At 71.0% G+C, this 14,918-nt stretch carries 13 protein-coding genes; 2 read left to right on the top strand and 11 right to left on the bottom strand.

Translation table 11 applies throughout. The annotated features are described in order from the left end of the window. Positions 1 to 75 precede the first annotated feature (75 nt). From OG272_RS29175 to OG272_RS29130, 10 genes are all read right to left on the bottom strand, one after another. The gene (locus OG272_RS29175; RefSeq protein WP_328223822.1) at positions 76 to 1,221 is read right to left on the bottom strand and encodes a CU044_5270 family protein; all 1,146 of its coding nucleotides are present in this window, start codon (positions 1,219 to 1,221) and stop codon (positions 76 to 78) included. After that, the gene (locus OG272_RS29170; protein ID WP_327732144.1) at positions 1,218 to 1,838 is read right to left on the bottom strand and encodes an RNA polymerase sigma factor; all 621 of its coding nucleotides are present in this window, start codon (positions 1,836 to 1,838) and stop codon (positions 1,218 to 1,220) included. Before OG272_RS29170 ends, OG272_RS29175 begins: the two co-directional genes overlap by 4 nt. A 145-nt stretch (positions 1,839 to 1,983) precedes the next feature. Beyond that, entirely contained in the window at positions 1,984 to 3,075 is a 1,092-nt protein-coding gene (gene ccsB, locus OG272_RS29165; protein WP_327728276.1) for a c-type cytochrome biogenesis protein CcsB, read from the bottom strand. After that, complete coding sequence (locus OG272_RS29160) at positions 3,072 to 4,853, bottom strand: cytochrome c biogenesis protein ResB (protein WP_405895215.1); 1,782 nt, start codon at positions 4,851 to 4,853, stop codon at positions 3,072 to 3,074. Before OG272_RS29160 ends, ccsB begins: the two co-directional genes overlap by 4 nt. Positions 4,854 to 4,857: 4 nt before the next feature. Next, complete coding sequence (locus OG272_RS29155) at positions 4,858 to 5,652, bottom strand: cytochrome c biogenesis CcdA family protein (RefSeq protein ID WP_405895214.1); 795 nt, start codon at positions 5,650 to 5,652, stop codon at positions 4,858 to 4,860. Position 5,653: 1 nt separating this feature from the next. Beyond that, positions 5,654 to 6,253, bottom strand: coding sequence for a TlpA disulfide reductase family protein (locus OG272_RS29150; RefSeq protein ID WP_327728278.1), 600 nt, complete (start codon positions 6,251 to 6,253; stop codon positions 5,654 to 5,656). A gap of 65 nt (positions 6,254 to 6,318) precedes the next feature. Beyond that, the gene (locus OG272_RS29145; RefSeq protein ID WP_326579151.1) at positions 6,319 to 7,593 is read right to left on the bottom strand and encodes a hypothetical protein; all 1,275 of its coding nucleotides are present in this window, start codon (positions 7,591 to 7,593) and stop codon (positions 6,319 to 6,321) included. Between the two features lie 194 nt (positions 7,594 to 7,787). Next, on the bottom strand, positions 7,788 to 8,462 hold the full coding sequence (locus OG272_RS29140; protein ID WP_326579153.1) for a histidine phosphatase family protein: 675 nt from the start codon (positions 8,460 to 8,462) through the stop codon (positions 7,788 to 7,790). Then, a complete protein-coding gene (gene hemL / locus OG272_RS29135; protein WP_327728280.1) occupies positions 8,459 to 9,778 on the bottom strand; it encodes a glutamate-1-semialdehyde 2,1-aminomutase in 1,320 nt (439 codons plus the stop codon). Before hemL ends, OG272_RS29140 begins: the two co-directional genes overlap by 4 nt. A 514-nt stretch (positions 9,779 to 10,292) precedes the next feature. Further along, positions 10,293 to 10,415, bottom strand: a complete 123-nt coding sequence (locus OG272_RS29130) for a hypothetical protein (protein ID WP_327728281.1) — start codon at positions 10,413 to 10,415, stop codon at positions 10,293 to 10,295. Positions 10,416 to 10,709: 294 nt separating this feature from the next. Here OG272_RS29130 and OG272_RS29125 point away from each other — a divergent pair, with 294 nt between their 5' ends. Together OG272_RS29125 and OG272_RS29120 are read left to right on the top strand one after the other, a co-directional pair. Continuing rightward, positions 10,710 to 11,147 (top strand): hypothetical protein, encoded by a 438-nt coding sequence (locus tag OG272_RS29125; RefSeq protein ID WP_003974483.1) that lies wholly within the window; start codon positions 10,710 to 10,712, stop codon positions 11,145 to 11,147. Positions 11,148 to 11,373: 226 nt separating this feature from the next. Beyond that, a complete protein-coding gene (locus tag OG272_RS29120; protein WP_405895213.1) occupies positions 11,374 to 13,587 on the top strand; it encodes a hypothetical protein in 2,214 nt (737 codons plus the stop codon). Between the two features lie 110 nt (positions 13,588 to 13,697). Here the strand turns inward: OG272_RS29120 and OG272_RS29115 are convergent, their stop codons facing one another. Beyond that, positions 13,698 to 14,897, bottom strand: a complete 1,200-nt coding sequence (locus OG272_RS29115; protein WP_327728283.1) for a M20 family metallopeptidase — start codon at positions 14,895 to 14,897, stop codon at positions 13,698 to 13,700. Positions 14,898 to 14,918 lie beyond the last annotated feature (21 nt).

The raw sequence follows: 14,918 nt of genomic DNA, 5'->3' as shown, positions 1-14,918 counted from the left end.
GTGACGCCCACGCCGCCGCGGCCCGCCGCCGCGCGGTCTCCCCCTCCGACGCGGGGCCGGACGGCGGCGGGGGCGTCACGGCCGTTGACCGGTCCGGTCCACCACACCCCGTTCCAGGACGGCCACCGACGACACGAGGTCGCCGACGTCGAGGACCTCGCAACGGTCGTCCCGGGTGTCGAGGTTGACCGAGTTCAGGGCCAGGAAGTCCAGCGTCCGCACGTCGAAGAGCAGTTCGTGACGGGAGCGGCCCTGGCCGAAGTCCCCGGGAAACGCGCCCTCGATACCCACCGACACCCCGGTACGGCCCGCCGCGTCCTCGGAACCGCTCTCCACGGTCAGCCCCGGGATCCGCGCGACGGCCCGGTACAGCGCCGCCTCGACCTTCGGCGGCAGAAGCTGCCGGCTCAACAGCACCGCGGCCTTCTCGAAGGCGTCCCGGTCGGCGGACGCCTCGCCGGAGGGCCGCTCCCCGGACTTCAGCCCGTACAGGTAGCGGTACATCTCCTCGGGATCGGTGGGCAGTTCGTCCTCCGCCTCCCGGAAGAAGTTGACCTCGTTCCTGCTGGGCAACTGCTTGGCGATGGGCTGGTCCGTCACCTTGTCGTCGTCCTCGTACTGCCGGGACAGCCCGACACGCTGCCCGTCGACCGACGCCCAGATCTCGCGTACGCCGGACGGATGCCCTTCCAGGGTCATGGCACAGCCGTCGCCCAGCCCGGCGAAGTCCACCTTCCAGTGGTAGTCCTCCTGCTCGGTGTAGACGAACTGGTCGTCCCTCACCTCGGGCAGCGTCCGCTTGTCGGCCGCCGCCGCGACCCGCTCCAGCAGCGCGGTAGCGCTCTCGTCGCTCGGGGTCCCACCGCGCCGGCCGGTCGCGCTGTCCACGCCCGGCTCCGGCGGCACGGCGGCGTTCTGGGTCATGGTGGCGCCGACCACCACGGCGACGGTCAGCGCGGCCGCCACGGCCGGCGCGACGAAGGCGGGACGCCGCCAGAACCGCCGTACGGCGGGAGCGGGGCCGTCGGCGGGAGCAGGGCCGTCGGCGGCCTCGGCGCCCCTGACCTTCCCGGTGCTCTTCGTGCTCTCGGCGCCGCTCTCGATCTCACGCATCAGGTGCTCCCTCAAGGCGCGGTGACGGCCCGGCGGGAGGTCCCGGTCCTCGGCGGGCGGGATGCCCGGGGAGGACGGAACGCCTTCGGGGGACGGCTTGTCGTTCACTGGTTCCCCTCCTGGATGGGCCCGGCCACGGGGCTGTGGCCGCCTCTTGTCTGTCCGCGCCCGCCGTCGGGTTCCCGGTCGCCGAGCTGCGCGGCGAGCTTCGCGCGGGCCCGGGAGAGCCGGGAGCGTACGGTGCCGACGGGGATGCCGAGGGCCTCGGCGGCGGCCGCGTAGTCGAGACCGCCCCAGGCGCACAGGGCGAGCACCTCGCGCTCGGGCCGCCGCAGCCGGTCCACCGCCGTGCGGACGGCCCGCAGATACGCCTGGTCGTCGAGGTTCCCGGCGACCTCGTCGGCGAAGTCCCGCACGGCCTCGGGTCTCGGCAGCCGCGCGACGGCGGCGGAGTGCCGCCGGTGGGCGCGGCGGGTGTTGCGGGCCACGTTGGTGGCGATGCCGAGCAGCCAGGGCCGCGGCGAACCCCCCTCCGCGTCCAGCCGCCCCCGCAGCCGCCACGCCTCCAGAAAGGTCAGCGAGACCACGTCCTCGGCCGTCGACCAGTCCCCCGTCAGCCGGAAGGCGTGGTTGTAGACGGACCGCGCGTACGCGTCGAAGACCTCCCCGAAGGCCCCCGCGTCCCCGTCCCTGATCCGCGCGCGCACCTCACGCCGGTCCCCCATGTCCCTGCCCCCGTCATTCGTCTCCACGTCCTCCCCCTGTCCGTACGCCGAAGGCCGGTTCCCGTGACCCACGTCACAAGGGAACCGGCCTTCGGTATACGGAGTTTGTACGGGAGGCGGCGGGCCGCCCGGGGCTACGCCGTGGTCAGCCGACGTCCGCGTAGGAGTGCTTGCCGCTGACGAAGATGTTGACGCCGTAGTAGTTGAACAGCCAGCAGGCGAAGGCGGCGATCGCGATGTACGCGGCCTTGCGGCCCTTCCAGCCGGCCGTGGCGCGGGCGTGCAGGTAGCAGGCGTAGAACACCCAGGTGATGAACGACCAGGTCTCCTTGGGGTCCCAGCCCCAGTAGCGGCCCCACGCGTCGCCCGCCCAGATCGCGCCCGCGATGATCGTGAACGTCCACAGCGGGAAGACGGCCGCGTTGACGCGGTACGAGAACTTGTCGAGCGAGGCCGAGGCGGGCAGCCGCTCCATGACCGAGGTCGCGAACCGGCCGGGCCGGCCGCCGCTCGCGAGCTTGCTCTCGTAGGAGTCCTTGAACAGGTACAGGATCGTGCCGACCGCGCCCACGTAGAAGACGGCGCCGCAGAAGATCGCGGTGGAGACGTGGATGTACAGCCAGTACGAGTGGAGGGCGGGAACCAACTGGTCGCTGGCGGTGTACAAGACAGTGACGGCGAGACCGAGATCGAGGAGGACCGTCGTGATGAGCGGAAGCCCGAGCCAGCGGACGTTCTTCTTCAGCGCGAGCAGCCCGAGGTACACCCCGACGGCCACGGTGGAGAAGGTGATGTTGAACTCGTACATGTTGCCCCACGGCGCCCGCTGCACCGAGAGAGCCCGCGTGAGCACCCCGCCGAATTCGACGAGGAAGGCGACCACGGTGAGGGACACGGCGATACGGCCGTAGAGGTCGCCCTGCTCGTCCCCGCCGTGGGCCCCGGGCCCGTCCGGCACGTCCCGCGCACCGGCGGCGGCCCGCACGACCACCTTCGGCCGCTCCAGCACACTGGTCCCGCCGGCCGACTTCACGGTCACGGCGGGCGCGTCCGCCTTCTTGGCGCCCTTCGTCTCGGCCGTCAGCGCGGCGGCCGTACGACCCACCTTGCTCCGGCTCCCGAACAGCCATTCGGCGATGTACGCGAAGAAGGCCAGGGTGTACACGGCCATCGCGGAGTAGATCAGCGTATTGCTGACATTCGCGAGGTTTTCGTTGGTGGCGGCGGCGAGAATCACTGCTCGGCCCCTTCGGAAGGCACGGCTGGGGGGTTGGGGGTAGGGGTCTTCAAGTCGGCGTCGGGCTCGGGCTCGGGCTCGGGCTCGGGCTCGGGCTCGGGCTCGGGCTCAGCAGCAGTAGGCGCCTCGGCGTGGACGACGGCGGCCAAGTCACCCAGCTCCTCCGGCACCTTCGCCGACTCACTGCGCCCCAGCCCGGCCATCTCCACGACGGTCACCCCGTCGGGCCCGGCCACCGCCCGCACCCACACCCGGCGGCGCTGGATGAACAGCGACCCGGCGAGACCGAGGATCGCGGTGATCGCTCCACCGAGCGCCCATCCGCTGCCCGGCTGCTGGGTGACCTGGAAGCCGGCCCACTCCTTGACCCCGTCGAAGGTGATCGTGCCCGCGCCGTTCGGCAGCGTCATGGACTCGCCGATCCTCAGGTTCTCCCGCACCTGCGCGCCCTCGGAGTCCTTGAACCCCTTCAGCTTCGACTTGTCGAGCTGGTAGACGCTCTGCGGGATGCCCCCGTTGACCCGGAGATCACCGTGGTACGGCTCCAGGTTGAGCACGGGGCTCAGCAGCGCGGGGAACTGCGAGACCACGGCGGTGTTCTTGCCGCCGTACGTCGGGAGGAAGAAGGCCTGGATGCCGAGCTGGTCCCACTTGCCCTGGGCGTCGCGGTAACCGTCCATGACCTTGATCGCACCGGTGGAGGTGACATTGGAGTCCAGCGGCAGCAGCGGCACGGCGTCGTCGAGGACGACCTTGCCCCTGCCGTCCCTGATGGTGAGGACGGGGGCGTACCCGTGGCTGACGAGGTAGACCTTCGAGTCGCCGATCTCCAGCGGCTTGTTGACCTCGATCTTGGTCGACCGCTCCTTGCCGGCGGCGCCGACCGCGTAGTCGATGGCGGCCTCGTAGACGCGCGGCGTGCCCTTGTTCGGCCCGCTGTTCTCGTACGTGCCCCGGAAGCTCTTGAGGTCGAAGCTGAACGGGTTGAGGTCCTCGGCGGTGAAGAGGTTGCCGGACTTGAAGTCGTCGTACTGCGTGAGGGTGTTGGCGAAACCGTCGCCCTCGACGATCAGCTTGTTGCCCTCGGAGCGGTAGAGCTGGCCCCAGGCGAAGGCGACGAGCATCACGATCAGGGCGATGTGGAAGGCGAGGTTGCCCGCCTCCCGCAGATAGCCCTTCTCGGCGGCGACCGCGTCGCCGGCCAGGTGCGCGCGGAACCGGCGCTTCTTCAGCGCCTTCAGCGCGGCCTCGCGCACCTGCTCCGGCGGGGCCTGCGTGCGCCAGGTCGCGTACGCGGGCAGCCGGGTCAGCCGCTTGGGCGCGCCCGGCGGGCGGCCGCGCAGCTGGCCCACGAACTGCCAGGTGCGGGGCACGATGCAGCCGATGAGCGAGACGAAGAGCAGGATGTAGATCGCCGAGAACCACACCGAGCTGTAGACGTGGAACAGCCCGAGCTTCTCGTAGACCGGCCCGAGGATGTCGTGCCGCTTCATGAAGTCGGCGACCTGGCTCTCGTCCTGCCCCGACTGCGGGATCAGCGAGCCGGGGATCGCCGCGAGCGACAGCATGAACAGCAGCAGCAGCGCGACCCGCATGGACGTCAGCTGCCGCCAGAACCACCGGGCCCAGCCGATCACGCCCAGCGAGGGCAGGTTGGGGGCGTCCTCCTGGGGGGCTGTGGAGAGCTGCGAGCCGGCGGCACCGAGGTCGTTGTCGTCGGCTGCGCTCCCGCGCTGCGCGGCGGTGTTCTCGCGGTTGCCGGAGTCGGTCGTCGTCATTGGCTCAGATCCCAGGGGTGAAGCCGGCGGTCCAGACCTGCATCTCCTGAATGATGCGGTCCCAGGCCCCGGTCAGCATGAGCAGTCCGATCGTGATCATCATGCCGCCGCCGACGCGCAGCACCCACACGTAGTGCCGCTTGACCCAGGCGAAGGCGCCGAGCGCCTTGCGGAAGGCCACCGCGGCGAGCACGAAGGGCAGGCCCAGCCCCAGACAGTACGCCACCATCAGCAGGGCCCCGCGGCCGGCGCTGGCCTGGTCGAGGGCGAGGATGTTGACCGTGGCGAGGGTCGGGCCGATGCAGGGCACCCAGCCGATGCCGAACAGCGCGCCGAGCAGCGGGGCGCCCACGAGACCGGTGGTCGGCCTGGTGTGGAAGCGGTACTCCCGCTGGGTCAGCCAGGGCATCAGCCCCATGAAGAAGAGACCCATGACGATCATGAGCACGCCGAGCACCTTGGTGAGCACGTCCTGGTGCTCCAGCAGGGTCCGGCCGAAGTACCCGAAGAGCGCGCCGCTGGAGACGAACACCGCCGTGAACCCGAGCACGAACAGCCCGGCCCCGGCCGCCATCCGCCCCTTGCGGGCGTCGGCCAGGTCGGTGCCGCCGACTCCGGTGACGTACGACAGATAGCCGGGCACGAGCGGCAGGACGCAGGGCGAGAAGAAGGAGACGAGCCCGCCGAGGACGGCGACCGGCAGGGCGAGCAGCAGGGCCCCGCCGGTGAGCGTCGACGTGACGTCGGCGGCGGTCGTGGTCAGCGCGGTGGCCGTGGCCGGCACGGGCGTTCCCGGCACGTCACTTCTCCGCGAGGATCGGCTTGAGCATCCTGCGCAGCTTCTCCTCGCTCAGCGCCTGCTGGGTGCGCGCCGCGAGTTTCCCGTCCCGGTCGATGACCAGCGTGGAGGGGATCAGCTGCGGGTTGAGCGAGCCCTTCTCGAAGCGCAGCAGCAGCTTGCCGGTGGGGTCGTACAGGCTCGGGTAGTCGACCTTGTACTGCTCCTCGAAGGCGACCGCGGGCCGGGTGCTGGTGTCCCGCGTGTTGATGCCGACGAACTGCACGCCCTCGTCGGCGAGGTCCGCGGAGACCTTCGCCAGGTTGGGCGCCTCCGCACGGCACGGCGCGCACCAGGAGCCCCACACGTTCAGGACGATGACCTTGCCCTTGTAGGACGAGAGGTCGAGCTCGTCGCCGTCGATGGTCTTGCCGGAGAGGTCGGGCGCGGTGTCCCGGTCCCCCTTCTTCACCGTGGCGATCCCGTCGGAGCCGGTGATGAACCCGGTCCCACCGCCGCCGCCCTCGATACCTCCGCCCGCGCAGGCGGACAGCGTCAGCGCCAGGGCGGCGGCCCCGGCCGAGAGCAAAGCGGCACGACTGCGGCTCGTACGGACACTCATGTGAAAAGTTTCGCATGCCCGTTTCGAGGGCTTACGGCGGGGTCAGCCGCCGTCGTTGGGCGAGGTCAGGCGGCCGATCCGGCCCCGAGGAACTCCTTCCACCCACCCGTCGGCCGCTGCCCGACCCCGAGCGTCCGGAGCTTGGCCAGCACGTCCGGTGTCTGGACGTCCATCCAGTCCACGAACTGCCGGAAGGAGACGATCCGTATCTCCCCGTCCTTCGCCTTCTCCTTGGCCCGCGCGATGTGCTTGAGGGCCTCCTCGACGGCGTCCATGTAGACCCCGCCGTTCCACTCCTCGAAGTGGTTGCCTATGAACAGCGGCGCCCGGTTCGTCTCGTACGCGCGCTGGAACCCGGCGACGTACGCGCCGGTCGCCTGCGTGCGGTAGGCCGGGTAGTTGGCGGGCGGGGCCTGGGTGGAGTTCTGCGACTGGTTGTACATGATGTTGTAGTCCATCGACAGGACCTCGAAGCCGCGGCCCGGGAACGGTACGGACTGCAACGGCAGGTCCCACAGGCCCTGCTTCTTGTCCGGCCAGACCTGGAGGCCGCCGGGCGAGGAGGAGTCGTAGCGCCAGCCCAGCTCGCGCGCGGTGGGCAGCAGGTTCTCCTGCCCCATCAGACACGGCGTCCGGCCGCCGACCAGCTCCTTGTCGTAGTCGAAGGGCAGCGGTTCGACGTCGGTCCAGCCGCTGTTGGTCTTCCACTCCTTGACGAACGCCTTCGCCTGGTCGATCTCACTGCGCCACTGCTTGGGCGTCCAGTTCCCGACCGAGCCGGTGCCGCCGCAGAAATGGCCGTTGAAGTGGGTGCCTATCTCGTGGCCGTCGAGCCAGGCCGTGCGCAGGTGCCCCAGCGTCGACTTGATGTGCTCGTCCGTCAGATAACCGATGTCGGAGGCGCCCGGCGCGTTGTTCGGCGGCAGGTACGTGCGCTTCTTCGACTCCGGGAGGAGATAGATCCCGGAGAGGAAGAACGTCATATGGGCGTCGTGGTCCCGCCCGGCTTTCAGGAACCGCTCGAACAGGCCGTTCCCGACATCCCCGGCCCCGTCCCAGGAGAACACCACGAACTGCGGCGGCGTCTCGCCCGGCGCCAACGGCTGCGGCTTCCCCGGCTGGTTCGGCTGCTTCCCCGTGTACGTCGTCGACCCGTCGCCCAGCGGCTTCGCCGTCTTCCCCGGCTTCTTCTTCCCCGGGCCCTTGCCGCCACCGCCGGACCCACCGGCGCCGCCCGGCTCGCCCCCGAGGCCCGTACCGCACCCGGTCAGCCCCAGCCCCGCGGCCGCCCCCACGGCCGCACCGAGCCCGAGCATCCCCCTTCGCGATATTTCGCGCATTACATCCCCCTTGGCCAGTTCACGCACCAGTTCACGTGAAGCACACCGTTTGAGAGGGATGAGAGGAGGCGGTGGTTCCTTTTGATCTCCGGGGAAATTCAGATTTCCTCAGAGGCGCGGGGAATCGCGCGACCAGCCACGACGGCCCCGCGGCTCCCCCGCCGCCCTACGCCCTACGCCCTACGCCCTACGCCCTACGCCCCGAAAGCCTTGTCCTTCCCCTTCACCGGCTTGGCCCCGGCCAGGAGATGGGGCGGCACGAGATCCCGCGCGGGCTCGCTGTAGCCGACGGACACGATCTTGTCGCCCTGGTACGTGAACGTGGTCAGGGACGCGAGCGTGCACTGCCGCCGGCGCGGATCGTGCCAGAGGCGGCGCTTCTCGACGTACGACCGCACGATCCAGATCGGCAGCTGATGGGAGACGAGCACGGCCTCGTGCCCGCGTGCCGCGTCCTTCGCCGCGTCGAGCGCCCCCATCATCCGGACGACCTGGTCGACGTACGGCTCACCCCACGACGGCTTGAAGGGGTTGACCAGGTGCTTCCAGTTCTCCGGCCGCTTCAGCGCGCCGTCGCCGACACCGAAGGTCTTGCCCTGGAAGACGTTGTCGGCCTCGATGAGCCGCGCGTCGGTGGCGAGGTCGAGCCCGTGCGCCTTGGCGATCGGCGTCGCCGTCTCCTGCGCCCGCTCCAGCGGGGAGGCGACGACGTGCGTGACGTCCCGGGGAGCCAGGTGTTCGGCGACCCGGTCGGCCATGCGGCGCCCGAGGTCGGAGAGGTGGTACCCGCCGAGACGCCCGTACAGAATCCCGTCCGGGTTGGCGACCTCGCCGTGCCGCATCAGGTGGACGACCGTGATGTCACTCATGCTGCCGAAGCCTCCGCTGCTGCCCGCGCCGCCGCCGGAAGGGCGTCGGCGATCCGCTGAACCGCCCGCTCGTCGTGCGCGGTCGACACGAACCACGACTCGAACGACGACGGCGGCAAATAGACGCCCTGCGACAGCATCGAGTGGAAGAAGGCGTTGAAGCGGTACGACTCCTGCGCCTTGGCCTCCTCGTAGTTCCGCACGGGCGTGTCCGTGAAGAACACGGAGAACATGTTGGAGGCGTTCTGCAGCGTGTGCGCGACGCCTTCCTTGGTGAGCGCGTCGGTGACGAGGCCCTGGACCTGGCGGGACACGGCATTGACGACGTCGTACGCCGCGTCGTCCAGCAGCCGCAGCTGCGCGAGCCCGGCGGCGGTCGCGACCGGGTTCCCGGACAGCGTGCCGGCCTGGTAGACGGGCCCGGCGGGCGCGAGGTACGCCATCACGTCGGCACGCCCGCCGAAGGCGGCGGCGGGGAAGCCACCGCCCATCACCTTGCCGAAGGTCATGAGATCCGGGACGACCCCGTCGATCCCGAACCACCCGGCCCGGCTGGTCCGGAACCCGGTCATGACCTCGTCGGAGACGAAGAGGGCCCCGTTCTCGGCGCACACGTCCTTGAGGCCCTGGTTGAAGCCCGGCAGCGGCGGCACGACGCCCATGTTGCCCGGGGAGGCCTCGGTGATGACACAGGCGATCTCGCCGGGGTGCGCGGCGAAGGCGGCCCGTACGGCGTCGAGGTCGTTGTAGGGCAGCACGATGGTGTCGCCGGCCTGGGCGCCGGTGACGCCCGGGGTGTCGGGCAGGGCGAAGGTGGCGACCCCGGACCCGGCCGCGGCGAGCAGCGAGTCGACGTGACCGTGGTAACACCCGGCGAACTTCACCACCTTGGCGCGGCCGGTGAACCCGCGGGCGAGCCGGATCGCGGACATGGTGGCCTCGGTCCCGCTGGACACGAGCCGCACCTGCTCCAGCGGCCCGACCCGGTCCACCATCTCCTCGGCGAGCGCGACCTCGCCCTCACCGGGCGTACCGAAGGACGTACCCCGCGAGACGGCGTCCTGGACGGCGGCGATGACCTCGGGACGGGAGTGCCCGAGGATCATCGGACCCCACGAACACACGAGATCGACATACTCGCGACCATCGGCGTCGGTCAGATAAGGACCGGTACCGGACACCATGAACCGGGGCGTACCGCCCACGGCGCGGAAGGCGCGCACGGGAGAGTTCACGCCGCCGGGCGTGACGGCCGCCGCGCGCTCGAAAAGAGTCTGCGAAACTGGGGCTTCGTACGGATAGCTCACACAGGCCATGGTGTCAGAGGCTCCGAAGATCCTGCCGACTGGTGTTTGCGCGCACGTTTCGGCGGGCGGTCGCGGGGGAGGTCACTGACACGATGATCGGGTTTCGCGGCGGGGGTCACGTGGCCCAGAAATGCGTTCGGGTGGAGATATGCATCGCGGTGGCGGACTGGGCGAGGGGACCGGTGACCTCGGTCCTCGTCGTGCCCGGCGGGGCAGGCACCGACGCGAGGCGGAAGAGGCCGCGGAGACCCGGCAGGAGCGGAGCGGGTCGACCGACCGCACCGGGTCCTCGGAGCGCGGCACACCGGGCGAGCTGAGCGGATCGGCCGGGCCCGGCCCGCAGGGAGCGTCGCCGGGGCCGCAGGGTTCCCTGCCGGCGCCGCCGCCGGGACCGCCGACGCCACCCGTGCCACCGGCTCCGCCCGTACCTCCGGCCCTGGGGTCGCCGGGGTCACAGCCCCCGCACACCCCGCAGGGTCAGCCGGGCGTGTACGGTCCGCAGGGTGCACACGGCACACACGACTCACACGGTGCGCGGGGCGATGCCGACCGCGCTGAGCGCACCGACCGTACGGAAGCGGGTGACGGCCGGACCGAGACCGGTGCCGACCGTCTCCAGAGCGGTTCCGACCGGGTCCAGTCCCATGGTTCCGACCGGATCCAGAGCGGCGGCCCTGAGCGGATCGGGCGGCGCAGCCGTATGGACGGTATGGACCGTATGGATCGTGCCGATCATGTGGATCGTGTCAATCGTGTGGACGGAATGGATCAGACGGACCGGATGGACCGGCCCGACCTGGTGGATCGCAGGACGCGCGCGGAGCGCAGGAGCCGCGCGGAGCGCAAGGACCGTACGGACCGCATCGAGAGTGCGGACCGTGTGGACGGCCTGGACCACGTGGTCAACCGGCTCCGGGCGGGGAGCGGGAATGGTGGTCGGGTGGGGGTGACGTACAAATACTTCGGCGCGCCCGACGGCGCGACCGCGGCCCGTGTCCCGATCTCGATGCGTCCCGAGGAACTCGGCGGCGACGAGCTCGGCATGAACGGCATGTTCACCAAGATCAAGCCGGAGACGATGGCCGCGATGGTGCTGACCGGCATCGAAGGCGTCCCCCTCCACAAGGTGCCCCCGCTCGAACTGGTCGTCCTCCACCCCGACTACGCCGTCGTCAAGCTCCCGATGACCGTCGTCGACCCCCTCAGAGGCATCGGCGAGGAAGCGGTCGGCGCGGCCGCCTTCATCTGGTCGACGGTCCCGGACCGCGGCGGCCCCCGCGACGCCTTCAACGTCTACCAACTCCTCCACGAATGGCAGGATTTCAGCCACCGTCTGCACGAGGCGGGCCACCAGCCGTACTGTCTGGTCTGGCCGTGAGCTGACACTCCATGAGCTGCGGGCGGGGTTCCGGGAACCCCGCCCTCGTCATGTGACGGGCCCGACGACGGACTTGCGGGTGAAGCAGGCAGATTTCCTGGATGTATGCGTGGTGGCCGTGCCACCCTGTGTCACTGGCCCGACGCACGGTGTGCTCTGTCGGTGGTTTCCAGTGCGGTATCCGCATGCCCCTTGTCCCGTCGAGGAGTTCCCTGAGGAGTTCCCTGTGGTGCGTGTCCCGGAGGAAGACGCGACCTTCGTCAAGCGGGAGTGCGGGCCGGACGTACTGGCCGAACTCACCGTCTGGGCGCGGGAAGCGGGGGCCGGGGAACTGTCGCTGCCGCGCCCGCTGTGGAGCGTGCCGGGCAAGGGGTACACCGGCGCGGTGCTGCTCGCGGTGGAGGTCGCGCCCCCGGCCCGGGTGGTCGTCGTCAAGGTGCTGCCGAAGGGGCCGTCCGCCCGTGAGCCGGCCGCCCTGCGCAGGGCGTGGGCCGCCGTGCCCGACTTCTCCCGGCGGCATCTGGTCGGACAGCCGGACGATCCACGCCCCCTGCCCGACGGCCGGACCGTGATGTTCCAGGAGCCCGCCGGTCACAGTCTGCGCGGCAGCCGCCCGGCGAGCGCGCTGGGCGACGAGGCGCTGAACCAGGTGCTCGCCGAGGTCGTCCGCGGTCTGCTGACGGAGTGGAACGGCCCGGCCCTGGAGCGGGCGCACGGCACGGTCCCGCGACCGGTGCGCGTCTCGGACTTCCTGCGCGCGGACCTCGACGGCGCCTGGACCAGTGGCGGGACGATCCAGTCCTGGGGCGGGGAGCTTGGGCTCCTCGACAACTCGCCACCGCGGATCTACAGCGACGGACTGCCCCTGCCCAACCCCTACTTGATGGTGTCCGGCGGCCACCCGGAGCTGCCGGATCCCACCGTGCGGATCCTTCCCGGGCGCAACCACGGCGACCCGCACCTGGACAACATCCTGGTGCCGGACTGGGAGGGCGTACCTCAGCCGGACCAGTACCGCCTCATCGACGTCTGCACCTTCTCGGACTCGTCAGCGCTCGGCATGGACATCGCCACCCTGCTGCTGGCCTCTCTCGTGCCCTATGTGCGGGCTTCGCTGCCACCGGAGCAGCGTCATGCACTCCTCCGGTTCCTCGTGGACCCGTCCGCCACACACCGCGCGGACATCGTTCCGAGGGCGGTGCAACGGGTGACCGCCGTCCGGGACACGGCGTTGCGGATCATGCGAGCGCGTCGCTGGGGCGACCAGTGGGAGACGCAGTTCCTGCTCTGCCTCCAGGCACGGGCCCTGCTTTTCACGTCGTACAGCTCCATCCCGGAGTCGGGCCGTGCCTGGTTCGCTCGGCTGGCGGCCCATGCCGGCGGGGAGTTGCTGAAGCGCACCGCCGCGAGCACCGGGCCGGACGCCACGTCCCGGCAACCGGGGAGGGACTCCTTCGCCGATCCCGTGTTCGCGGCCCCGCGGGCGGCTCCCCCCATCACATTCGTCCCGAATCAGACCCCGCGTACGCACTTGTGGACGGCGTCGACCGGGGTACAGGACACCAGGGCAGTCGTCGGGTTCGGGCCGGACCACACCGTCGTCGTCGTGGACGGCCAAGGCGCCGTCAAGCGATGGACCGTCTCGGGTACCGAGTTGCCCGGCGCCGGAGGGACGTCGCCCGCTCTCCGGCTCGGACACCAGGCTCTGGCCTCGTCCCTGACCCACAGCGTCGTCGTGGCACGCCCGGGAGCACTGGACATCCTGCGCTTCCCCCAAGAGGGCGGTGCGGAACGGGTGGAGCCAGTCCGGCTCCCCGCCGACCACTTCCTGATCACCAGCGGCGGGGACGTCCTGGCCACGCACGACAGGAAACAGCTGACGGTGCGCGGCTTCGAGGACGGGGCGCCCATCGCGTCGGTCTCCTGCCCGTCCGGTCTCGCGGCCAGTGCCATCAGCACCGACGGCTCGGTGATCGCCCTGGCCACCTCCAGAAGTGTCCAGATCCACCGGCGAGGCGGCACGATTCTCCTGAAGGAGACCGAGAACAGCCTGCCGTACCTCAGAAGTCGCCTGTTCCAGGCCCTGCTGCCCGATCCCGGGTGCTGGCTCGCGGTCTCGCCGTCCGGCAGCCACGTCGGGTGCATCACCTTCGAGGAGGTGGTCGTGTGGAGCGTGGCCGACGACCGGGAGGTCCACCGCAGCCCCTTGGGTAAACGGCAGAGCCTCGAAGGGCTGGGCGCGACGCAGATGCGTCTGGTGTGCACGGACACGGGCACCCTGCTCTGGCTCAGGCGCGGCCGGCTCGCCTGCCCGACCACCGGCCCGGCCGGGACCCAGCTCCAACAGTCCGGCTACTACAACGACTTCGCCCTGTCCCGGGACGGAAAGCTGGCCGCCCTGCTGGACAGCGAGGGCGGGCTGAGCGTCTGGGAGACCTGACGCGGGCGACGACGAAGGCGCAGGCGTAGGCACAGGCGTAGGCACAGGCACAGGCCGTGTTCTGTCCTGAGCCCGTCCCGCCCCGTGTCCGGCCGCCCGTCAGGCGCCCGTCAGCCGCGCGGCGGCCGGGTCAGGCGGACCAGCAGGCCCGCGACCAGGGCCGTCTGGGCGGGGACGGTGTCCGGGTGGATGTACTCGCCCTGGGCGTGCGCGCCGTCTCCCACGGCGCCCATGCCGCAGAGGACGGGGAGGCCGAGGGCGGCGACGAAGTTGGCGTCGCTGGCGCCGCCGACGGCGGCGGTGGGCAGCTCTCCGCGGCCCTGGTCGCGGGCGACCTCGCGGGCGAGGTCGAGGAGGGGCGCGGAGGCGGCGTTGAGGGTCATCGGGGGGCGGTTCCAGGCGTGGTCGACCTCGATGCGTACGCGGGGGTCGCTGACCTGGATCGCCGCGAACTCGGCGTCCACGCGGGCCTGTTCGGCCTCGCTGCCGACCCGGATGTCGATACCTGCGGTGGCCGAGCCGGCGACCACGTTGACCGCCGAACCACCGCTGACGACGCCGGTGTTGATCGTCGTACCCCGCTCGGGGGCGGCGACGGCCGCGGCGGCGATCACGAACTCGGACAGCGCCAGGATCGCGCTCGCCCCGTCCTGCGGCGCGAGCCCGGCGTGCGACTCGACGCCGGTGGCCGTGACCTCGAAGATCCCGGTGCCCTTGCGGGCGGTCTTCACCGCGCCGTGCGCCGTGGGCTCCAGAACCAGGGTGACGTCGACCTTCTTGGCGGTCTCCTCGATCACCGGGCGGGAGGCGAGGGAGCCGATCTCCTCGTCGCCGTTGAAGAGGAAGGTGACCGTGGGGACCGGGGCGCCGCTCTCCCTGGCCAGCTTCAGGGCCCAGATCCCTTGCGCCAGACCGGTCTTCATGTCGAAGATGCCCGGCCCGCCGAGCCGCGGCCGCCCGTCCTCGTCCGTCGTCTCCGGCTGCCCCCAGCCGGCCAGCGTGCCCGTCGGCCACACCGTGTCGTAGTGGCCCACCAGGGCGACGTGCCCGGCGCCGTCGCCGGTGCCCGTGTACGTGAGGGTGAGCGTGTCCCCGTACGCGCCGCCGGGGTGGCGGTGTTCGTGGTCCGGCGGCCCGAGGCGGGCGACCGTCGTCTCGCGCAGGAGGTCGAGGCCGGACGCGAGGGCGGACAGGTCGTAGCTGCCGGTCTCGTGGCGGACGAGGGTCAGGATGTCGGCGACGATCCGGTCCGCGACCTCCTCGGCGCGGGCGGTCAGGGCGGCGGCGCGGGCGGCGTGCGATGCGGTCATGGTCTGCTTTCTCACTCGTGT

The organism is Streptomyces sp. NBC_00104 (assembly GCF_045160825.1).
In the GTDB taxonomy this organism is placed as follows: Bacteria; Actinomycetota; Actinomycetes; order Streptomycetales; family Streptomycetaceae; genus Streptomyces.
The sequence above is the reverse complement of the archived record's forward strand: the minus strand, read 5'-3'. Positions and strand labels throughout refer to the sequence as shown.